The 19,110-nt window shown below is 72.1% G+C and carries 19 protein-coding genes and 2 pseudogenes; 9 read left to right on the plus strand and 12 right to left on the minus strand.

Translation table 11 applies throughout. The annotated features are described in order from the left end of the window. Both AB0H81_RS02030 and AB0H81_RS02035 read left to right on the plus strand, forming a co-directional pair. Window positions 1-738: a GNAT family N-acetyltransferase gene (locus AB0H81_RS02030; RefSeq protein WP_358367884.1), complete on the plus strand. Its 738-nt coding sequence runs from the start codon at window positions 1-3 to the stop codon at window positions 736-738. 126 nt (window positions 739-864) lie between these two features. Beyond that, entirely contained in the window at window positions 865-1,905 is a 1,041-nt protein-coding gene (locus tag AB0H81_RS02035; protein ID WP_358367886.1) for a DUF4037 domain-containing protein, read from the plus strand. A 128-nt stretch (window positions 1,906-2,033) separates the two neighbouring features. Here the strand turns inward: AB0H81_RS02035 and AB0H81_RS02040 are convergent, their stop codons facing one another. After that, entirely contained in the window at window positions 2,034-2,444 is a 411-nt protein-coding gene (locus tag AB0H81_RS02040; protein WP_358367889.1) for a hypothetical protein, read from the minus strand. Window positions 2,445-2,615: 171 nt separating this feature from the next. Between AB0H81_RS02040 and AB0H81_RS02045 the strand changes: the two genes are divergently transcribed. Together AB0H81_RS02045 and AB0H81_RS02050 are read left to right on the plus strand one after the other, a co-directional pair. Further along, entirely contained in the window at window positions 2,616-3,182 is a 567-nt protein-coding gene (locus tag AB0H81_RS02045) for a helix-turn-helix domain-containing protein (protein WP_358367892.1), read from the plus strand. Between the two features lie 110 nt (window positions 3,183-3,292). Beyond that, window positions 3,293-4,594, plus strand: a complete 1,302-nt coding sequence (locus AB0H81_RS02050; protein WP_358367894.1) for an MFS transporter — start codon at window positions 3,293-3,295, stop codon at window positions 4,592-4,594. A gap of 77 nt (window positions 4,595-4,671) precedes the next feature. On the opposite strand, the pseudogene AB0H81_RS02055 reads toward AB0H81_RS02050, so the two are convergent. From AB0H81_RS02055 to AB0H81_RS02070, 4 genes and pseudogenes are all read right to left on the minus strand, one after another. Next, window positions 4,672-5,520 (minus strand): annotated as a pseudogene (locus AB0H81_RS02055) (GDSL-type esterase/lipase family protein); the annotation flags it as partial. A gap of 114 nt (window positions 5,521-5,634) precedes the next feature. Next, window positions 5,635-6,096, minus strand: a complete 462-nt coding sequence (locus AB0H81_RS02060; protein ID WP_358367897.1) for a pyridoxamine 5'-phosphate oxidase family protein — start codon at window positions 6,094-6,096, stop codon at window positions 5,635-5,637. A 124-nt stretch (window positions 6,097-6,220) separates the two neighbouring features. After that, entirely contained in the window at window positions 6,221-6,778 is a 558-nt protein-coding gene (locus AB0H81_RS02065) for a dihydrofolate reductase family protein (RefSeq protein ID WP_358367900.1), read from the minus strand. Window positions 6,779-6,834: 56 nt separating this feature from the next. Next, the gene (locus AB0H81_RS02070; RefSeq protein ID WP_358367903.1) at window positions 6,835-7,773 is read right to left on the minus strand and encodes an RNA polymerase subunit sigma-70; all 939 of its coding nucleotides are present in this window, start codon (window positions 7,771-7,773) and stop codon (window positions 6,835-6,837) included. A gap of 101 nt (window positions 7,774-7,874) precedes the next feature. Here AB0H81_RS02070 and AB0H81_RS02075 point away from each other — a divergent pair, with 101 nt between their 5' ends. After that, window positions 7,875-8,738 carry an alpha/beta fold hydrolase gene (locus AB0H81_RS02075; RefSeq protein ID WP_358367904.1) on the plus strand — a complete coding sequence of 288 codons (864 nt, stop codon included), beginning with the start codon at window positions 7,875-7,877 and terminating at the stop codon, window positions 8,736-8,738. Window positions 8,739-8,964: 226 nt separating this feature from the next. Here the strand turns inward: AB0H81_RS02075 and AB0H81_RS02080 are convergent, their stop codons facing one another. Beyond that, window positions 8,965-9,438, minus strand: coding sequence for a hypothetical protein (locus AB0H81_RS02080; protein ID WP_358367907.1), 474 nt, complete (start codon window positions 9,436-9,438; stop codon window positions 8,965-8,967). 449 nt (window positions 9,439-9,887) lie between these two features. On the opposite strand from AB0H81_RS02080, the pseudogene AB0H81_RS02085 reads away from it, so the two are divergent. Next, window positions 9,888-10,331, plus strand: a pseudogene (locus AB0H81_RS02085) (DUF4158 domain-containing protein); the annotation flags it as partial. Window positions 10,332-10,433: 102 nt separating this feature from the next. Here the strand turns inward: AB0H81_RS02085 and AB0H81_RS02090 are convergent. From AB0H81_RS02090 to AB0H81_RS02105, 4 genes are all read right to left on the minus strand, one after another. Next, window positions 10,434-10,850: a hypothetical protein gene (locus AB0H81_RS02090; RefSeq protein ID WP_358367910.1), complete on the minus strand. Its 417-nt coding sequence runs from the start codon at window positions 10,848-10,850 to the stop codon at window positions 10,434-10,436. Beyond that, the gene (locus AB0H81_RS02095) at window positions 10,847-11,155 is read right to left on the minus strand and encodes a hypothetical protein (RefSeq protein WP_358367912.1); all 309 of its coding nucleotides are present in this window, start codon (window positions 11,153-11,155) and stop codon (window positions 10,847-10,849) included. Before AB0H81_RS02095 ends, AB0H81_RS02090 begins: the two co-directional genes overlap by 4 nt. A gap of 8 nt (window positions 11,156-11,163) precedes the next feature. Continuing rightward, complete coding sequence (locus AB0H81_RS02100) at window positions 11,164-12,555, minus strand: hypothetical protein (RefSeq protein ID WP_358367915.1); 1,392 nt, start codon at window positions 12,553-12,555, stop codon at window positions 11,164-11,166. A gap of 77 nt (window positions 12,556-12,632) precedes the next feature. Next, window positions 12,633-13,394, minus strand: a complete 762-nt coding sequence (locus tag AB0H81_RS02105; protein WP_358367918.1) for a MerR family transcriptional regulator — start codon at window positions 13,392-13,394, stop codon at window positions 12,633-12,635. A 90-nt stretch (window positions 13,395-13,484) separates the two neighbouring features. Between AB0H81_RS02105 and AB0H81_RS02110 the strand changes: the two genes are divergently transcribed. From AB0H81_RS02110 to AB0H81_RS02120, 3 genes are all read left to right on the plus strand, one after another. Continuing rightward, on the plus strand, window positions 13,485-14,357 hold the full coding sequence (locus tag AB0H81_RS02110; protein WP_358367921.1) for a MerR family transcriptional regulator: 873 nt from the start codon (window positions 13,485-13,487) through the stop codon (window positions 14,355-14,357). Next, a complete protein-coding gene (locus AB0H81_RS02115) occupies window positions 14,348-14,860 on the plus strand; it encodes a hypothetical protein (RefSeq protein ID WP_358367923.1) in 513 nt (170 codons plus the stop codon). Before AB0H81_RS02110 ends, AB0H81_RS02115 begins: the two co-directional genes overlap by 10 nt. A 1,033-nt stretch (window positions 14,861-15,893) precedes the next feature. Further along, window positions 15,894-16,163, plus strand: coding sequence for a helix-turn-helix transcriptional regulator (locus AB0H81_RS02120; protein ID WP_358367926.1), 270 nt, complete (start codon window positions 15,894-15,896; stop codon window positions 16,161-16,163). 223 nt (window positions 16,164-16,386) lie between these two features. On the opposite strand, the gene AB0H81_RS02125 is transcribed toward AB0H81_RS02120, so the two are convergent. Then, window positions 16,387-17,463 (minus strand): tyrosine-type recombinase/integrase, encoded by a 1,077-nt coding sequence (locus AB0H81_RS02125; protein WP_358367929.1) that lies wholly within the window; start codon window positions 17,461-17,463, stop codon window positions 16,387-16,389. Window positions 17,464-17,568: 105 nt separating this feature from the next. Then, window positions 17,569-19,098: a UDP-N-acetylglucosamine 1-carboxyvinyltransferase gene (locus tag AB0H81_RS02130; protein WP_358367932.1), complete on the minus strand. Its 1,530-nt coding sequence runs from the start codon at window positions 19,096-19,098 to the stop codon at window positions 17,569-17,571. Window positions 19,099-19,110: the final 12 nt, after the last annotated feature.

Consider the following 19,110-nt stretch of genomic DNA (forward strand, 5'->3'; position numbering starts at 1 on the left):
GTGTGCGAGCTGAGGTCTCTGGCCGAGCTGCGTTCCGCGTGCGGTGACGACGACCTGCCGGTGTGGGTGGCGCAGGGGCTGACGGGCGGGGCGCGGGCGTGGGCCCTGGGCGGGGCCGTGGCGAGCGCCGCGCCGCAGGTGTCGCGGCGCGACCGCGTCGGCGTGTGGGGCGACCCGGCCGACGCCGTCGAGCTGGTACGGCACGCGCTGACCGAGATGGGGCCGTCGTACCGGCCGTTCGGCGAGGCGGGCCTGATGGCCGCGGTCGCGGCGAAGATCGACGGGCTGGAGGTGGCGGGCGGATTCTCCTGGATGAGCCTGCCCGGCCCCGTCCTTCCGGCTCCCGTCCTTCCGGGTGGCGGGGTGGCGTGGCTGACGGACGGGGCCGAGCGGGAGGTCTCCGCCCTGCTGGCCGAACACGCACCGGCCTCGTACGCGGTGCCGGGCGCGCCCGGCGTGCGCCGCTGGGCGGGCACCCGGGTGGAGGGCCGGCTGGCGGCGGTGGCGGCCGAGGCGTGGAGCGCCCCGTCGGTGGGGCTGCTGGCCGGGGTGGCCACGGTGGCGTCCCTGCGGGGGCGGGGACTGGCCGAGCGGGTGTGCCGGTGGGTGTCGGAGCGGCTCGTGGCGGCGTACGGGCGGGCGGCCCTCATGGTGGACGACGACAACCCGGCGGCGATCGGGGTGTACGAGCGGCTCGGCTACCGCCGCCTGCGGGTGCTGGCCACCCACGTATTGTGAATCTACATTGTAAAGGCGATCGGTCGTTGGCCCCCACTGGAGGTCACACCCAACCCACCAGCATCGAACGGGCGGGCGAAAAACCGGGTGAGTCCGGGGCTCGCCGTGAGGCACAGTGTCGGGGTGATGTCCGATTTCCTGCCAGGTATCGAGCTTTCCCGGGCTTTCTACAGTGAGGTCGTCGCGCCGCTCGTCGGCTCGGTGCCGCACAGCGCCGCGCTGATCGGGCCGGGTTCGGAGGTGCTGGAGTTCGACACGGCCCGTTCCGCCGACCACGACTGGGGGCCGCGGGTGCTGGTGTTCGCGGCGGCCGGCGAGGTGGAGGACGTGCGGGCGCGCGTGGTGGCGGGCCTGCCGGAGCGCTTTCGCGGCCTGCCGACCGTGTTCGGCTACCACGGTGTCGTACGGCCCGGCGTGCTGGTGGCCGAGCTGGGGGAGTGGCTGACGGAGCGGCTGGGGTTCGATCCGCGGGGCGGGATGTCGCCGCTGGACTGGCTGTCGGTGCCGTGGCAGTCGCTGGCCGAGGTGACGCGCGGCGAGGTGTTCCACGACGGGCTGCCCGCGGACGGGCTGGAGGCGGTGCGCGCGGTGTTGCGCTGGTATCCGGCCGACATGTGGCGCTACGTGCTGGCCTGTCAGTGGCGGCGTATCGCCCAGGAGGAGCCGTTCCCCGGCCGGTGCGGTGAGGTGGGCGACGAGCTGGGCTCGGCGGTGGTCGGCGCGCGGCTGGCGCGGGAGGTGATGCGGCTGGCGCTGTTGCTGCGCCGCCGGTACCCGCCGTACGCCAAGTGGCTGGGCAGCGCGCTGGCGCGCATGCCGGGCTCGGCGGAGTTGGGGGTGTCGCTCGGGCGGGCGGTGGCGGCGCGGACGTGGCGGGAGCGGGAGGCGGCGCTGTCGGCGGCGTACGGGAGGGTGGCGGCGACGCAGAACCGGCTGGGGCTGGCCGAGGAGATGGATGTGCGGGTGCGGGCCTTCCATGACCGGCCGTTCCAGGTGATCGGGGGTGACCGGTTCGCGCGGGCGTTGCTGGAGGCGGTGTCGGATCCGGTGATCAGTGGTCTGCCGCTGGTGGGGTGCGTGGACCAGGTGGTGGACTCGGTCGAGGTGCTGCTGTCGCCGTCGCGGGCGCGGGCGGTCGCCACGGCGGCGCTCGGCCTGGTGGCGTGAGCGTGGGGCGCGCTCCGTGGCGGGCTCGGTGGCGGGTTCGGCGGTGGGCCGGTGATCGTGCGGGGCCGGGGAGCCGGCCGGCCGCGTGAGCGGCCGGACCGCTAAATCGCCCTGGCCGCGGGAGACGTCTAGGAGATGCGGTACTTGCGGCCGCAGTTGTCGAGCTTTCCGGCCCAGCAGGTGAAGGTGTAGACCTTCGTGATGCCGCGGCCGCTCCAGACGCCGGTCGTCTTGCCGTCCCAGGAGTGGTCGAACGTGCGCCAGTGGCCGTTCTGGTAGACCTCGAACCACACCCAGGCGCGCTTGCCGCCGGCCATGTCGACGCCGTGCCAGGTGGTGTGGACCTTGCCGCCGTGCTTGACGGTCCTGCCGAAGGTGTGGGCCTTGTGGTCGCTGGAGAAGAACTTGCCCCACGACACGCCCGTGGCGGCGCTCTGGGTGGCGGTGCGCGGGGTGGCCTGGGCGGCGGCAGGGGAGAGGGTGAGGCCGGTGATCGCGGCGGAACCGGCGAGGGCGGCCGCGGCCAGGGTGGTACGCATGGGGGCTTCCTCCTGAGGTCAGTGGGCCGGTTCGTCCGGCAGCACGGACATTACGGAGACCGCAGCCGATCATCTGTGTACGAATCCGCACATCCAAGGTGATCGGCGCCACACCCGCCATCCGCCTCCAGTGCTTGGCGATTGTAACTACTAGTACGTATGCTGCGGGGTGTGAGCACACGCGATGATCTGATCGAGGCGACCCGCGAACTGCTCTGGGAACGGGGATACGGAGCGACGAGCCCGCGGGCGATCCTGGACGCCTCCGGCGCCGGCCAGGGCAGCATGTACTACCACTTCCGCGGCAAGGAGGCGCTGGCCGAGGCCGCGATCAGCAGGAACGGTGAGGAGATGCGTTCCCAGGTCTCCGCCGACCTGGCATCCGGCGCCACGGCGATGGAGAAGATCCGCGCCTACCTGAGGCGGGAGCGCGACGTCCTCAAGGGCTGCCGGTTCGGGCGGCTGGCCCAGGACGCCGATGTGATCGGCTCGCCGGTGCTGAGGGGCGAGGTCGAGGAGATGTTCGCGTGGATCCGCAGCCGGCTCACCGAGGTCATCGCCGCGGGCGTCTCCGGCGGCGAGTTCCGCGAGGACCTGGACGCCGCGAAGACGGCGGCCATGATCGTCGCGACGCTGCAGGGCGCGTACGTGCTGGCGCGCGCCGCACAGGACGCCGCGGTGTTCGACGACGCGATCGACGGCGTCGTGACGCTGCTGTCCGCGGCGCGCCACCAGTGAACACCGCGACTCCTGCCACGACTTCTGCCGCTTCTGCCACGACTCCTGCCGCGGCTTCTGCCACGCGCACGGCGTGGTCGGCCCGCGCGTGGGCGGTCTATCTCGGCTGGGTGGTGATCACCCTGGACGGCAGCGCCCTGAATCTCGCCCTGCCGACCATCGCCCGTGGGCTGGACGCCGACAGCGCGGGCATCTCCTGGGTCGTCGACGCCTACACGCTGCCGCTGGCCTCCCTGCTGCTGCTCGGGGGCAGCCTGGGCGATCGGCTCGGGGCGGCCCGGCTGTTCCGCGTCGGCGCGGTCGGCTTCGCCGGCGCGTCGATCGGGTGCGCGCTGAGCCCGTCGATCGGGCTGCTGGTCTCCTTCCGCGCGGCTCAGGGCGTCTTCGCCGCGCTGCTGCTGCCGATGGTGCTGGCCCTGGTGGGCAAGAGCTTCGCCGACGCCGGCGAGCGGTCGAAGGCCGTGAACCTGATGACGGTCTTCGGTGGTGCGGGGATGGCCGCCGGCCCGTTCCTCGGTGGTCTGCTCACCGACACCACGGGGTGGCGTGCGGTCTTCTGGCTCACGGCCCCGGTGGCGATCGCCGCGGCGCTGCTGGTCGCGCCGTCCGCTTCCGAACGCGGGACGCCCGGAGCCCTGCGGTTCGACACCGCCGGTCAGGTGACCGGCACCGGCGGGCTGGTGCTGCTCGTCTCCGGGGTGATCGAGCTCGGAAGGGGCACGGGGCCGGTGTTCGTGTGGCCGCTGCTCGGTCTCGGCGCCGGCCTGATGGCGGTGTTCGTCCTCACCGAGCGGCGTGTCCCGCATCCCATGATGCCCATGGCGGTGTTCGGCAACGCGGCGTTCCGCCGCGCGGTCATGGGCGGCTTCGCCTTCCAGTTCGGCGCGTACGGGCTCCAGTTCTTCCTGGCCGTACATCTCCAGCGCGTCTGGGGCGTCTCCGCCCTCCAAGGCGGCCTGCTCCTGGTCTCTTTCGCGATCGGCGTCGTCCTCGCGAGCCTCACCCTGAACCCGATCCTGTCGCGCCGCGGGACGCGCGCCATGACGGTGGTCGGCGCTTCGGCGGCGGCGCTCGCGACGCTCGCCCTGCTCTTCCTCGGAGCCGAGGACGGCTGGCCGTTGCTCGTGCTCGCGGAGTTCCTCGTCGGCGCCGGGAGCGGCATCTACTCCACCGCGCTCAATCAGGTCGCAGGCGCGGCCCTCGGGGCCGAGGCGGCCGGCCTGGCCTCGGGGATCTACAACACCGCGCGCCAGGTCGGGCAGTGCGTCGGCATCGCCGTCTTCGGCGCCCTGGCGGCGCTCGCCGACACGCGACTCGGCCACGTGATCGCCATCGCGATCGTCGCGTCCTGCGCCGCCGTGATCGCCGCCACCGGACTCCGCCGCCCCGTTCCCGCGGCGGGCGGCGGGTGAGCCGACGCGAGGCGGTTCACCCGGCGCGCACGGTTCCGATCGGCCCGGTACGCGACCAGGCGCAGCCAGGCCGCCGCGAGCGCGGCGTGACCGGCCGGCGTCGGGTGCACGCCGTCCGCGGCCCAGTACTCCGGTCCGGTCGTCGCGGCGAGCTCGGCGAACATGGCGTCGGCGGCGAGCAGGTGCGCGCCGTACGTGCGGGCGAGCTCGCGCACGGCCTTGATCTTCGGGTCCAGGTCGGCGCGCCACTGCTTGCGGGCCTCTTCGCCGAGGCGCATGTCACCGACCTCGACAGGGCCGCGGATCGGCAGGAGGAACGGCTCGATGAGGATCAGGTCGGCGCCGGTCTCGGTGAGGGGCGCGAGCAGGCGGTCGTAGCCCGCCGCGAAGTCCCCCGCGGGGATCACGTAGCCGTCCGGGTCGTAGGAGTGCCAGCCCATGTCGTTGACGCCGACGAGGATCGACACCACGTCGGGTCGCGCGTCGAGGACGTCCGCCTGCCAGCGGGCTTGGAGGTCCATCACCTTGTCGCCCGCGATCGCGGAGTTCAGCCAGGTCACGGCCCGGTCGGGGTGCCGCGGCAGGCCCTCGTCTCGCGGCTGCGCCGGGCCCTCGGCTCGGCCGGCCACGTCACGCAGGTCGCGGGCGGCTACCGGCTGGAGGTGGACGCGGCCGACGTGGGCGCGCCGATGCGCCTGGTCGAGCATGGCGGCGGCGATCCCGGACAGCCGCCGCAGTCCCGGCGGTGCGGGGAGCGAGGTCAGGCGGGCCATGAGGCCGGCCACGTGGGCGAGAGTCCGGGTGGCGTCCAGGCGTTCCAGGAGCTGGGCGCCGCCGGCCTCGTCGTGGTCGAGCAGGCGGACGATCCCGTCGCCGTTCCACGTCCACAGACCGGCGCGGGGCACGGGCAGGACGAGCGCGGCCATGGCCCTCCGCCTCGTCGACAAGCCAATGAATCTACAATGTAAAGGTGCTGGGTTTGGACAAAACCCCTATCCCTCCAACCGAAGAAAACCCTTGTCCAGCGAAAGGAGAGCCGCTTACTCGACGTGCCAGCGGCCGCTGGTCATCAGGTCGCGGCCCTGCAGTTCGTTGACCTCGCGCCAGGCCTGGATCCGCTGCGGCCGGACCCGGAAGTACAGGTACGGGCTGCTCAGCTCGCGCGGGTCGAACCCGGTCTTGACGGCGAAGGCGTCCCCGAGCTGCGGGGGGATCTCGTCGGCCCGCAGGGTCTCGACGCTGCCCTCGATGAGGACCACGTCCCTGGTGAGACCGAGGCCGAGCCTGGCCTTGCCGCTTTTTTGCAGGTTGGCGGCGGTGGGGCTGGCGGCGGCGGTGGCGAGCAGGAGGGTGTCGCCTTCCCACAGGAAGGACAGCGGCACCATGTACGGCTCGCCGGTGCCCGGGTCGGCGGTGGCGATCCAGGCGTCGACGTCGTGCTCCAGCCGGTGAAGGGTGTCGTGCTTGCGCTGGTGCGGGGTGCGGGCGGGCGGCGGGGTCATCGGGTCGGCTCCTCGGGCTGGTGGGAAGATCGAGCCGATTGTAGAGAAGGCGCCGCCCGGGTGGTCGGCTCCCCCCCGGGTGCCCGAGGCGGTCGCCAGGTGGGGCCGCCTCGGGCGGGGCGGGTCAGCGTGCCGTTCTGACGTGGCGGGTGAGGACGGCGGCGCCGGCCGGTTCGGCCGACAGGCACTGCAGGTGGACGGCCGGTGTGCCGTCGGGGAAGAGGCGCGTGCCGCTGCCGAGGATCGTGGGGAAGGTCAGGAGCCGGTATTCGTCGATGAGGTCGGCGGCCATGAGGGTGTGCACGACGCTCACGCTTCCGGGGATGATGACGTCGCGTTGTTCGCGCTTGACCACGTCGGTGAGGTCGGCGTCGATGACGGTCGAGTTGGCCCATGCGGAGGTGTCGGTCAGGGTGCGGGTGGCGACGAGCTTGGGCACGGCGTTCATCCGGGCGGAGAACGGGTCGTCGCGTCCGGGCCACAGGCGCGAGAACTGCTGCCAGGTGGTGCGGCCGAGGAGCATGACGCCGTCGTCGAGGGTGGTGCCGAGCTGGAACTTGTCTCCGGCGACGGTCTGGGGTCCGTGCCGGAGGGCCCAGCCGCCGTGGGGTGTGCCGGCGCGGCCGTCGGGGTCGGTGACGATGCCGTCGAGGGTGGTGAAGGCGATGACGATGACGCTCATGGTGGGTGTCCTTCCGGTTGGTGGTCACCGGTATGTACTGGTGAGCGTCGGCTGACTCATCGCGGTGGGCCGGATTTTTGTGCGGGGATGCGTTCGGGCAGGTCGAAGAGGTCGAGGACGGCGGGGTCGGCGAAGACGACGTTGCGTGCGACGAGGCCGCGGGTGACGGTGAGGACCTGCAGGGTGTGCCGGTGGTGTCCGCCGTCGGGGTGGGGGGCGTAGGCGGCGAGGGCGGGCTGGCCGTTGGCGGTGAGGTGCCGGACGGTCCAGGTGGTGCCGCGGGTGGTGAAGACGCGGTGCATGAAGCGGCCGTAGTCGTCGCTTCCCCGGTACCACAGGGGGACGGGCGGCATTTCGAGGATGGCGTCGTGGGTGAGGAGCCGGACGAGGGCGGGGACGTCGGCGGCCTCGAAGGCGCGGGCGTAGCTGGTGACGAGCGCGCGTACGTGGGGGTCGTGCGGTTCGGTGATGTCGGCGGGGTCGCCGGCGTCGGCGAGGGCGGCGCGGGCGCGTTGCAGTGCGCTGTTGACGGCGGCGACGGTGGTGGCGAGGTGGGTGGCGACCTCGGCGGCGGTGAAGTCGAGGACGTCGCGCAGCAGGAGGACGGCGCGTTGCCGGGGTGGCAGGAGTTGTGTCGCGGCGATGAGTGCCAGTCGCAGGTCGCTTCGGGTGTCGGTGTCGAGCCGGGTGTCGGGGAACGGCTGGAGCCAGGGGATGTCGGGGGCGGGCGTCAGGGGGGCTTGGGGGTCGTCGCTGGGTGTGCCGAGCGCTGAGGGGAGGGGGCGCCGGTCGCGTCCTTGGAGTGCGGTCAGGCAGAGGTTGGTGGCGATGCGGTAGAGCCAGGTGCGTACGGATGCGCGGGCGGGGTCGTAGCGGTCGCGGGCTTTCCAGGCGCGCAGCATGGTCTCTTGGACGAGGTCCTCGGCTTCGTGGAAGGAGCCGGTCATGCGGTAGCAGTAGGCGAGCAGTTCACCGCGGTACGGCTCGGGGTCCACGTGCTCAGTTTGGTACAGGCGGGTGTGGTGTCGTTCGGGTGGGGGTGCGCCGGGGGCGAACGGGATCGTCTGGTGGGGGTGGGTGGGCGTACGGTCGCGGCATGATGATCGAGGGTCTGGGGATCGCGTGTGACGTGGCGGGGCCGGCCGGGGATGAGGCGGTGGTGTTCGTCCACGCGGGGGTGGCGGATCGGCGGATGTGGGAGCACCAGTTCCGGGCGTTGTCGGCGCGGTGGCGGGTGGTGCGTTACGACTGGCGGGGGCAGGGGGAGTCGGCTGATCCGGTGGGTGAGGTGTGTCATCACGAGGATCTGCTGGCGGTGCTGGACGCGCTGGGGGTGCGCCGGGCTGTGCTGGCGGGCTGTTCGATGGGTGGGGCGTACGCGGTGGAGGCCGCGCTGGCGGCGCCGGAGCGGGTGGCGGGGCTGGCGTTGTTCGGGTCGGGGCTGGCGGGTCATGTGTGGCCGGCGTCGATGCTGGAGCAGGCGCGTGAGCGGGTGCACGGGTCGGTGCCGGCTGAGCGGCTGGCGCGGTATCGGCGGGGCGGTGTGGCTGAGGTGGATCGGCGGGATGTGCTGGCGTATGCGCGGGCGCACACGTTGTGGCAGGTGGCGGGGCCGGAGCGGGGTCGTGCGGATCTGAGTGAGGAGGTGTGGGAGTCGGCGGTGGAGATGTGCGCGGGGGTGTTCGCGCGGTTGTGGGGCCGCTCGCCGGTGGCGGAGCGGTTCCTGGCGCCGCCGGCGGCGGGCAGGCTGGGTGAGGTGGCGGTGCCGGCGGTGGTGGTGAACGGGCTGGCGGACGTGGCGGGGATCCAGGAGGTGTCGGGGGTGCTGGCGGCGGGGATCGGTGGGGCGCGGCGGGTGGATCTGCCGCGTACGGGGCATCTGGCGCCGTTGGAGCGGCCGGTGGAGGTGGCGGGGTTGCTGGAGGGGTTGGTGGAGGAGGTGTCTGCCGGCGGCTGGTGAGGTGCGGGCCGAGCGTGCCGGTCTCGTTCATGTGCTGGGAGCCGTGAGGGGGCGCCGGCCCCTGCCGCCTGTCGTGGTGCGGAGGGGAGGGGCCGAGCGAGGCGTTCAGGCGGGCCTGCGCGCAGGTGGAGCGGCGCGGGCCGGGCGGGCCCGCCGGTGGCGGTGGTGGACGCGGCGGCTTGCCGGGAGCCTTGTCTCATCCCGCCCGGGGTCTGAAGGCGGCAGGTCAGCAGTGGCCGACGTACGGCTTGGTGTGCACCTGGTAGACGTGGTTGTCGCCGGGCAGGTCGCTGATCTCGCCCCAGGCGGTGATGCACCGGCCGGTGCCGTTGACGCGGGCGGGGCCGGCGTAGTACTCGAAGTTCCCGGAGTTGGAGTCGTCGTCGATGGTGTGGCAGTAGGTCGTGCCCTTGTCGGACAGGCGGCACGAGGAGATCGAGGCGACCATCCACTTGCGCTTGCCCCAGGTGGCTGCGGAGGACTGCATCTCGGCGCAGTTGTTGGTGCCGTCCCAGTAGACGTTGAGCCAGCCGATCGTCGTCCCGGAGACGTTCTTGAGGGGTTGCGACTCGATCCGCGTCCCGCCGCAGGCAACACCCGCCGAAGCCGGGGCGCTCCACGTCACGAGGGATCCCGCCAGCACAGCGACGCCCAGGGCGACCGTGGCGAGCTTGCGCAGCACCTTGCGAAAGGCATGCATGGGTGACTCCTTAACCATGATCAGACTTTGAGGTGATCACCCTAGGGCCGCTGCCCGCCCGCCGCCAGTTGTGGAGATCCACCCGGTGCCGGGGGTCAGGTGGACCGGCCGGCCGGATGTGAGAGGTTCGATCCTTTGTCCCGGGAGCGCTCGTGGGCGGGGGCTCGGGACTCTACTGACGGGTAGCTACGCTAAGGAGGGATCCGCAGGTCGGCAGGGTGGGGGTTGACTGGTTTGGTTTGATTTCGATTTGGGTGTGCTGACCGGTAGTGGCTGTCTGCATCCATAGCGTCGCGTTCTGTGGCTGTTGACTATCTCTCGGACGAGCAGGTCCGGCGTTATGGGGCGTTCGTGGCCGACCCGACGCCCGAGGAGCTGGAGCAGTTCTTCTTCCTTGATGAGCAGGGGCTGGTGGAGGCTCGGAAGAAGCGGCGCAAGCACAATCTGCTGGCTGGAGCGTTCAATGGGGCACCGTACGGATGCTGGGGACGTTCCTGGAGGATCCGATCGAGGTCCCGTGGGCGGTGGTCGACTACGTCGCCGAGCAGCTGGGGATCGACGACCCGTCGTGTATCAAGCGGTACGCCGAGCGGAGTGAGACGCAGCACGAGCACACCGGCGAGATCCGGAAGTTGTTGAAGTTCCGGGAGTTCGCCGAGTCCGAAGAGGAGATCGTGCGGTTCGTCGCCTCGCGGAAGGCCACCCGCAACCGCGGTCGCTTCCCCACAGATCAGGCCGCGTTGAAGGCGCTCTACCTCGCGGTCCGCGAGCAGATTACCCCGACGCGAGCGACGCGAACGGCTGGCCGCCCAGGTGCAGCGACGCGGCGCGCTGGTCGTGCTGGAAGGCGCGCGACGCCAACCGCGTCGCCGCACACTGGAAGGAAGCGCTGAGTCAGTTCTCCCTCTTCTTCGAGGACCGGCTCAACAATCAGTGACCACAAGCGACTTACGCGAGGTCACTGACACGCCCTCCCGCTCTGGGTCCAGCGACCGTCACACGCCGGTCATGCCTCTTGCGGTCAGCGGGCGGACGGTTGAGGGCGCCCGTCGTAGGGCTTCGTTCTCGACGGCCAGCTGCCGGATCATCTCGGCGTACGTCTCCACGGTGCGGCGTAGGTCCGCGTTCTCCCGGCGTAGTCGCTGTACGGCGGCTCGGTCGCGTTCGTCCGGTCCGGTGGCCGGGGTGGCCGGGGTGGCCGCGGTGGTGGCGGTGTCCGCAGCGGGGAGGCGGGGGTGGAAGTAGCCGGTGATGAGGTCGTTGTAGTGGCGGTGGAAGGTGGCGTGGGCAATGCCCAGGTGCCGCTCGACAGCGGTGACGGTAGGGCGGCGGCCGCGTTCGGCGGCGGTGGCCAGGACGGTGTCCATGGCGGCCCGGACGGTGTCGGCGTCGGGCAGGCCGGGGCGGGTCACGGGGTCTCCGGGTGGTACGGGGCGAGGAAGGCGGTGGTCTCGTAGCGTTGGGCAGTCAGGCGCTCGCGCACGTAGGGGGCCGGCAGGTCGGGCTCGGCGAGCGAGGCGTCCAGCTCGGCGACGTGGGGGGTGAGGGCCTCGCGGTTGGCGGCGGTCAGTGCGGTGTTGCGGCAGGCTAGCAGCCGGCAGTCAGCCAGCTCCGGCGCGGTGCCGGGGCTCTGCCGGGGGCGGCACAGGGCCCGGTCGGCGTTGTAGACGCAGGTGACGAAGGTGCCGGGGTAGATCTTGGGGTCGTGACTGTTCATGATCCGTTTCAGGCGGGCCTCGTCGGTGACGACTCGGCCTTGGAAGACGGCTCGGGCGGCGAAGGCGGCGATCCGCTGCTCGGCTTCGGCAGCGGCCGGGCCGGTGAGGGATGGGCGGTCCCCGTCGGCCAGGTGGGCGAGGAACTGGCCTCGGGCGAGGGCCTGCTCGGCTTCGACTTCCTCGCGGAAGCCGGAGGCGCTGGTGCCGGCGTAGCCCTCGAAGACGTGGATCGACTGGTGGCGGTACTGGAGGGCGCCGGCGATGGTGCCGCCGGGGCGGCGTGCGATGAACCAGGCGAGGGTTCGGCCCGCCAGGTCGCCCCATGGCGGGCCGCCCAGATGTCCGCGTCACGGCGGTCGAGGTCTTCCTGCAGCGCGTCCAGGAGGGCGAGGAGCATCGGCAGGTGGCGCTCCAGCACCAGGGCGTTCGGGCAGCGCAGGCAGGTCAGGAATGACTCACGGCAGCGGCCGCCAGAAGGGCCGTGGTCCATGTCCAGGCAGGAGGCGACCAGCGTGTCCAGGCGCCCCTGCTCGGCGGCGGCATGCACCGGCTCGGGCACGCTGGCGCTGTCGTCGGTGCCAATGCGCGCCACAGCCCGGCGGGCGCTGGCCTCGGCGTCGGTGATCGCCTCGGTGAGCACGTCGGCGGCCCACTCAACAGTGAAGGGCTCGGTGCGCAGGTAGTGGGCGAAGGACGTCTGCGCTGTGTTTGTCAGCCGGACCGACGGCAGATGGCCGCCGGCCTGCTTGGCGGTCCGCACCTCCACGGTCTTCTTCATCCGCGTCAGCCGCATGTCCAGCGGCCGGCCGTCGTCGTCCACCAGGCCGTGCCGGGCCGCCCACCTTCCCAGGTGCACCTTGCGGGCGAGCTCGGAGTCGAAGGGCCCGATGTGGCCGCTGGTCTCGGTGTTACGGGCCATGCCCTTGCCGGTTCCGGCCCAGATTGACCACAGCGAGGACGTGCCCGAGAGGGAGCGGCTGCGGGCCATCAGCTGGTGCAGCAGCAGGTAGAAGGAGCCGGAGCCGGCCAGCTGGCGGCCCGGGTCGGCGTGGACGCTCCAGTGGACCTGCGTGTGGGTGTTGGCCTTGCCGCGGCGGCGCTTGGTCACCGTCAGGGCCACCGCCTTGCCCTCCAGTACCTGGTGGTCGGCGGGCAGTTCCTTGAGCGTCTCGGGGTTGCGGCCGGTCAGCCCGGCCGCGTAGATCATCAGGGGTGCCAGATCGGCGTGCAGAACGAACAACTGCCGGGCCTGCTGCCAGGCCGCAGCAGAGAACTCACTGACCGCAAGCCCGCGGTAGTCGACGTGTGGGCGCCCGGTGCGGGCCATCACCTCCAGCCGCGCCCCCTGCTCCCGGGCCGGTCCGTCCAGGGCCGCCGGGTCGGTCCGGAAGCGCCGCAACAGGCGGCGGATGCGTTCCGTCCTTAGCGTAGCTACCCGTCAGTAGAGTCCCGGAGTCCCTGGGCGGAGCGGCTCGGTCAGGAGGGGTGGCGGGCGGCGTTGGCGTGGATGGCCAGGCGGAGGTAGGCGGCCAGGCCGGGGGCGTGGCGGTCGTAGGTGCTGGTGAAGCGGGGGTCGGTGACGTACAGCTCGCCGAGGCCCTGGTGGATGTCGGGGGTGCAGGGGTAGAACCAGCGGCTGATGTGGCCGCGGTGGCGTTCGGCGAGGTTCATGGTGTGGTCGCTGTCGGCGGGCAGGCCGGCTTTGTAGGCGGCGGTGAGGTCGTCGAGGAGAGCGGCGGCTTCGGCTTTGATCTGGAGCCAGTCGGCTTTGGTGTAGGTGGCGACGCGGCGGCGGCTTTCGGCGTAGTGGGGGGTGTCGCCCCAGCGGCGTTCGACTTCGGGGGTGTGGTCTTCGGGGGTGAAGGTGCCGAAGACTTCGAAGCGCTCGTCGGGGGTGAGGGGGATGTCGAGGGTGTGGGCGTTGAGGGCGCGTTCCACGGCGTTGATCACCTGGTTGAGTCGTCGGGCTTGGCGGGTGAGGAGTTCGTGCTGGCGGCGTAGGTGGGTGAGTTCGTCGGTGTGGGGGGCGTCGAGGATGACGGCGATCTCGTCGAGGGGGAAGCCGAGTTCGCGGTAGAGGAGGATCTGCTGGAGGCGGATGAGGTCGGCGTCGGTGTAGCGGCGGTAGCCGGCGTGGGTGCGTTCGCCGGGGGTGAGCAGGCCGATCTCGTCGTAGTGGTGCAGGGTGCGGACGGTGATGCCGGCGAGTTTGGCGACCTGTCCGACGGAGAGGCTCATGGGCCCACCTTGCACCCTGACGTGGCGTGAGGTTCAAGCCGGGGCGGTGGGGTGGACTCTCCCATGGAGGGAGAGGCCATGCTGGGGTGCGTGGACGATGAGGAGTTGCTGCCGATCGGGGCGTTCGCGCGGTTGGGGCGGTTGAGCGTCAAGCAGGTGCGGCATTACGGGGAGCTGGGGCTGCTGGCGCCGGCGTGGGTGGATGAGGCGACGGGTTATCGGTATTACCGGGCGTCGCAGGTGCGGGTGGCGTTGTCGATCGGGTTGTTGCGGTCGATGGATGTGCCGCTGGCGGTGATCGCGGAGGTGCTGGGCGGGTCGTCGGGTGCTTTGGAGGCGGTCCGGGAGGGGTTGGAGGCGGAGCTGGCGCGGCGGCGTCGTGCTTTGGCGTCGCTGGAGCGGGTGATGGAGCGGGGGCTTCCGTCGGCGGAGGTGCGGGTGGTGGTGGAGCCGGCGTGCCGGGTGGTGGTGGCACGGGAATGGGCGGCGGGAGAGGCCGATGTGGCGCGGGCGACCTCGGCGGGGGTGAGGCGGCTGCTGGAACTTGCCGCGGTGATGGGTGGTGCGTCAGGCGGCGGCTCGCCCGCCGGTGGAGCTGCGCCGGTGGGGGCGTCGGCGGGCCCTGGGGTCGGGGTCCGGCTGGTGGGGTTGTTCCCGCTGGACATGGACGAGGCGATGGACGTGGCCGTCGCCTTGGTGGTGGAGCGGCTGCCGCCGGGGGAGCTGCCCGGTGGGGCTCGCGTCGAGGTGCTGGCCGGGGGTGCGTTCGCCTGTGCGACTCATGTGGGGCCTTATGACCAGATCGGCCTGACCGTGCATGCGGTGCTGGCGTGGTGCGCGGAGCGGCGCCATGCGGTTCGGGGGCCGATCCGTGAGGTGTACGTGTCGGATCCGTCCGTCACGGCGCCTGAAGAGCTCGTCACTCATCTGATGATCCCTCTGGAGGAGGAGCCATGCTGGTAGAGGAGAAGACGTACGGTGCGGCGACGTGTCTGAGCGTCACGGGGATGGGGGCGCCGGGCGGCGCGGAGCACATGGCGGCGATCGGGGCGCTGTACGCGGTGGCCGGTGGGATGGGCGGGCCGGCGGGCCCGTTGGAGGGGTTGTGGTGGGTTGAGGATGAGCGTCCGGGGCTGGAGGTGGAGCGGGAGTTGTGGCGGTGGCATCTGATGCTGCCGCTGGCCGGGGCGCCGGAGCCGGGGGCGGTGGAGGCGGCGCGGGAGACGGTGCGCGCGCCCGGGTCGGCGGTGGATCGGGTGCGGGTGGTGACGTACACGGAGGGGCGGTGCGTGGAGGCGCTGCACGTGGGCGCCTTCAGCGAGGAGTACGTGACGTTGAAGGTGATGGAGGAGTTCATGGCGGAGCGGGGTCTGGTGCCCAATGGGCCGCATCATGAGGTGTATCTGACGCCCTGGGAGGAGCCGGAGCCGCGCACGGTGTTGCGTCAGCCGGTGCGGCAGGGCTGAGGCCCCGCGGGCGGGCCGCCGTCGCGACGGCGGCCCGCCTTTCAACGGTAGGCGGGGATCCGCAGCAGGTCCACGGGGATCGCGGGATCAGCCGCGCGCCCACCTCGGGGCTGGGCAGACCCGGAAGCCCGAGCGTGGTCAGGGCCGCGAGGGCGGCGACAGCCGCGGGCGCGGCGAAGACGAGGTGCCGGCCCCCGACGGCCATGAGGGCCTGGGCGACGACCGGGCCCAGCGCCAGGCTGCTGCCGAGCACGGCGCCCGCGTAGCCGTACACCCGGCGCCGCTCTTCCGGCGGGTGTACGGCCAAGGACCATCGACGATCCACCGGCGGCGCACATGGCCGCCCCGACGCCGGCGACCGCGCGAAGGGCTACCAGGGACGGCAGGTCCGGCGCGAAGGCGGACAGGACGCCGGTGGCCGCGACGACGATGTTGCCGGCGGCGAAGAAGCGGGTACGGGCGGTGCGATCCGCACTCGCCCCCGCCAGCAGCTGCGCGGACGCCTCGGGGATCACCGCCGTCGAGCCGGTGATGGCGAGCGGGAACACCGCGGTGGAGACGGGGTCGGCGATGAGGACGCGCCGACGTTGACGAACGGACAAGGCGAGCATGGGTGCGCTCCGGAACAGGGGAGGTCCGAAGCGCCATGAAGGCGCTCCTGGCCACAGGTCAGGAGCGACGGCTACGACTGGGGGTTTGCGCCGCCGCTCTCAGCGACGGCGCACCTTGTCCGTTTTCGGCACGAGCACACGCTGGCAGCGGCCTTTCGGGGAAGGCGTCGCTGCGGTGCCGTCGCCGGTTCAGCCGGCGAGGTGGGCGCCGCAGTCGATGCTGGGCAGGTCGCGTTGGCGCGGCCGGTACGGGGTGGGGATGCCGTGGACGACGGCGTCGTTGACGGAGGTGCGCAGCACGGCCGGGCAGGGGGTGGGGGCGAAGGCCGCTCTGGCGCATGGCGCGGAGTTCGCCGACGGTCTTGATCGCCGCCACGGCATAACTGTACCGGTATTTGAATACCGGGTTATAGACTGGGGCCATGGTACGGCCACCGCTGACACCCGAGGAGCGGCTGCGTGGCGAGCAGCTCGGCCTGACCCTGCGCCGGGCGCGGGGCGAGCGCAGCATCGTCCAGGTCGCCGCCGCGGCGGGCATGTCGGCCGAGACACTCCGCAAGATCGAGACCGGCCGCATCGCCACGCCGGCGTTCTTCACCATCGTCGCGCTGGCCGACGTGCTCGGCGTCTCCCTGGATCACCTGGCGGGTGACCATCTGGCGGGCCGGGTCACACCCGCCGTACCCGGCTGACCCGCCGCGCCCGCCACCCGCGAGCGCGGCCCTCGGCATGCGGCGCCCCGCATGTGGCGCCCCTACGACACACAGCGACCGCCCGCGACACGCAGCGACCGCCCGCCGCGTGCCGCGGCGCGCCGGGCGGCCTCGACCCGTCCGCGGCGGCCTGCCGGCAAGACGGCGGCCCGCCGTGCCGGCGCAGGCCCAGAGCGAGGCCGAAGGCGAGGCCGAGGCGGGGTCAGCCGCCGCGCTTGGGGTCGCGCAGCAGCGGATGAATCCGCATCGCCACCTCCAGCTCCCCGGGCAGCTCGTCACGGTAGCGGCCCAGCGTGGACAGGTCGCTGTGGCCCAAGACCCGGCGTACGGCGTCCATGTCGACGGCGTCGGCCAGCAGGTGCGTGGCCGTGGTGTGCCGTAACCCGTGAGGGGTGACCGAGCGGCGCTGGGCCGGCTCGACCCGCGCCTGCACCCGGTCGATGACCCCCTGCACCGCGCCGCGCGCCAGGCGCCGTCCCCGCCACGACAGCAGCAGCGCCTTGGCGTCGGGGCCGCCGGCCCGGCCGGACACCACGGGGCGGCCGCGTTCGAGGTAGGCGTCCAGGGCCTCGGCCACGGCCTGCGGCAGCGGGACGTCACGGGTGCGGCCGCCCTTGCCGAAGATGCGCCAGTAGCGGACACCGTCGTTGGTGTAGAAGTCCTCGACGTTGGCGCGCACCAGCTCCGACACCCGGGGCCCCATGGTGGACAGCAGGAGCACGATGAGCGCGTCACGCGACTCCATGCGCTGGTCGCGGCGGCCCTCGCGAGGGGAGTCCTCCAGGGCGCGGGCGGCGCCGATCAGGCCCTGGGCCTGTTCGCGGGTCAGGGCCCGCCGTTCGGGACGCAGGCCGCCGCGCTGGCGGGCGGTGACGGTGGAGACGGTCATCGGGTCGAGCTGGACCCACCCCGCCAGCAGGGCGTGCTTGAACAGCGCCGAGACCGAGCGGCGAAAGCGCGCCTGGGAGGAGGGGGACTGTCCCTGCGCCCCGCCGCTCCCGTCCGTGCTCGCGCCCACGCCGGTGCCGTCGCCGGCGTGGGCGCGCCGGCCGTCGGGTTTGCGGGCGAAGGCCAGCAGGATCGCGTCGATGTCCTGGCCGGTCAGGTCGTCGAGCACGCGCTCGCCTCCGGCCAGATCGACCAGCGTCGCCACGTCGCGGGCGTAGACCTCGGCGGTGGCGGGGGACAGGGCCCCCGTCAGCGTCCGTGCCCGCACCAGTTCCACGTAGCGGTCCGCCGCCTCCGCCACCGTCACCCGTTCGAGCTCCGCAGGCCGCACCGTCCCCCTCCTCGCCTTGCGCCGGCCGGCCGGACGACCCCGCTGGTCGCATGGCCGGACTCAAGATCCACGAGGGAGACGGTAGCGGCCGCCACCGACAGAAACTCAGATGTCGCGGAAGGTCTCGATGCGCGCGCCGAGCGCGTTGAGCCGCTCGGCGAGATCCTCGTAGCCGCGGTTGATCACGTACACGTTGCGCAGCACCGAGGTGCCCTCGGCGGCCATCATAGCCAGCAGCACCACCACGGCGGGCCGCAGCGCGGGCGGGCACATCATCTCGGCGCTGCGCCAGCGCGTGGGACCCTCCACCAGCACCCGGTGCGGGTCGAGCAGTTTGACCGAGGCGCCCAGGCGGGTCAGTTCGGTCAGGTAGATGGCGCGGTTGTCGTAGACCCAGTCGTGGATGAGGGTGGAGCCCTGCGCCGTGGCGGCGATGGCGGCGAAGAACGGCACGTTGTCGATGTTGAGGCCGGGGAACGGCATCGGGTGGATCTTGTCGATGGGGGAGACGAGCTTGGAGGGCCGCACCGTCAGGTCGACCAGCCGGGTGCGGCCGTTGGCGGCGGGGTACTCGGCGCCGCGGTCGTGGTCGAGGCCCATCTCCTCCAGCACCGCGAGCTCGATCTCCAGGAACTCCACCGGGACGCGGCAGATGGTCAGCTCGGAGGAGGTGACGACGGCCGCGGCCAGCAGGCTCATCGCCTCGACCGGGTCCTCGGAGGGGGAGTAGTCGACGTCACGCTCGATGGTGGCCAGGCCGTGGACGGTCAGGGTGGTGGTGCCGATGCCCTCCACCCGCACGCCGAGCTGCTCCAGGAAGAAGCACAGGTCCTGGACCATGTAGTTGGAGGAGGCGTTGCGGATGACGGTGATGCCGTCGTGGCGGGCGGCGGCCAGCAGCGCGTTCTCGGTCACGGTGTCGCCGCGCTCGGTGAGCACGATCGGCCGGGCCGGCGCCGCGCCCCGGTCGACACGCGCGTGGTAGAAGCCGCCGGTCGCGGTGATGTCCAGGCCGAAGTGCTTCAGGGCCGACATGTGCGGCTGGACGGTACGGGTACCGAGGTCGCAGCCGCCGGCGTAGGGGATCTGGAACTGGTCGGTGCGGTGCATGAGGGGGCCCAGGAACATGATGACGCTGCGGGTACGGCGCGCCGCGTCGGTGTCCATGGCCTCCAGCTCCAGCCGGGCCGGGGGAATGATCTCCAGGTCGCTGCCCTCGTTGATCCACCGGGCGCGTACACCGATGGAGGCCAGGACCTCCAGGATGCGGTAGACCTCCTCGATGCGGGCCACCTTGCGCAAGATGGTGCGGCCGGAGTTCAGCAGCGAGGCGCACAGCAGGGCCACACAGGCGTTCTTGGAGGTCTTGACGTCGATGCTGCCCGACAGGCGGCGTCCGCCGACGACACGCAGGTGCATGGGGCCGGCGTAGCCGAGTGAGACGATCTCGCTGTCGAGCGCCTCGCCGATGCGGGCGATCATCTCAAGGCTGATGTTCTGGTTGCCGCGCTCGATGCGGTTGACGGCACTCTGGCTGGTGGCCAGGGCGTCGGCCAGTTGGAGCTGGGTCCAACCGCGGTGCTGTCGCGCGTCCCGAATCAACCGGCCGATCCGCACAAGGTAGTCATCTGTCACAACAGCAGACCA

This window comes from Nonomuraea sp. NPDC050691, assembly GCF_040654455.1.
Classification (GTDB): Bacteria; Actinomycetota; Actinomycetes; order Streptosporangiales; family Streptosporangiaceae; genus Nonomuraea.

Coding starts and splice junctions, on each gene's coding strand:
- AB0H81_RS02065 (WP_358367900.1), bottom strand. CDS start 6,778: ATGAGCGTCATCGTCATCGCCTTCACCACCCTCGACGGCATCGTCACC.
- AB0H81_RS02080 (WP_358367907.1), bottom strand. CDS start 9,438: ATGCATGCCTTTCGCAAGGTGCTGCGCAAGCTCGCCACGGTCGCCCTG.
- AB0H81_RS02075 (WP_358367904.1), top strand. CDS start 7,875: ATGATGATCGAGGGTCTGGGGATCGCGTGTGACGTGGCGGGGCCGGCC.
- AB0H81_RS02105 (WP_358367918.1), bottom strand. CDS start 13,394: ATGAGCCTCTCCGTCGGACAGGTCGCCAAACTCGCCGGCATCACCGTC.
- AB0H81_RS02120 (WP_358367926.1), top strand. CDS start 15,894: ATGGTACGGCCACCGCTGACACCCGAGGAGCGGCTGCGTGGCGAGCAG.
- AB0H81_RS02060 (WP_358367897.1), bottom strand. CDS start 6,096: ATGACCCCGCCGCCCGCCCGCACCCCGCACCAGCGCAAGCACGACACC.
- AB0H81_RS02115 (WP_358367923.1), top strand. CDS start 14,348: ATGCTGGTAGAGGAGAAGACGTACGGTGCGGCGACGTGTCTGAGCGTC.
- AB0H81_RS02095 (WP_358367912.1), bottom strand. CDS start 11,155: ATGAACAGTCACGACCCCAAGATCTACCCCGGCACCTTCGTCACCTGC.
- AB0H81_RS02035 (WP_358367886.1), top strand. CDS start 865: ATGTCCGATTTCCTGCCAGGTATCGAGCTTTCCCGGGCTTTCTACAGT.
- AB0H81_RS02040 (WP_358367889.1), bottom strand. CDS start 2,444: ATGCGTACCACCCTGGCCGCGGCCGCCCTCGCCGGTTCCGCCGCGATC.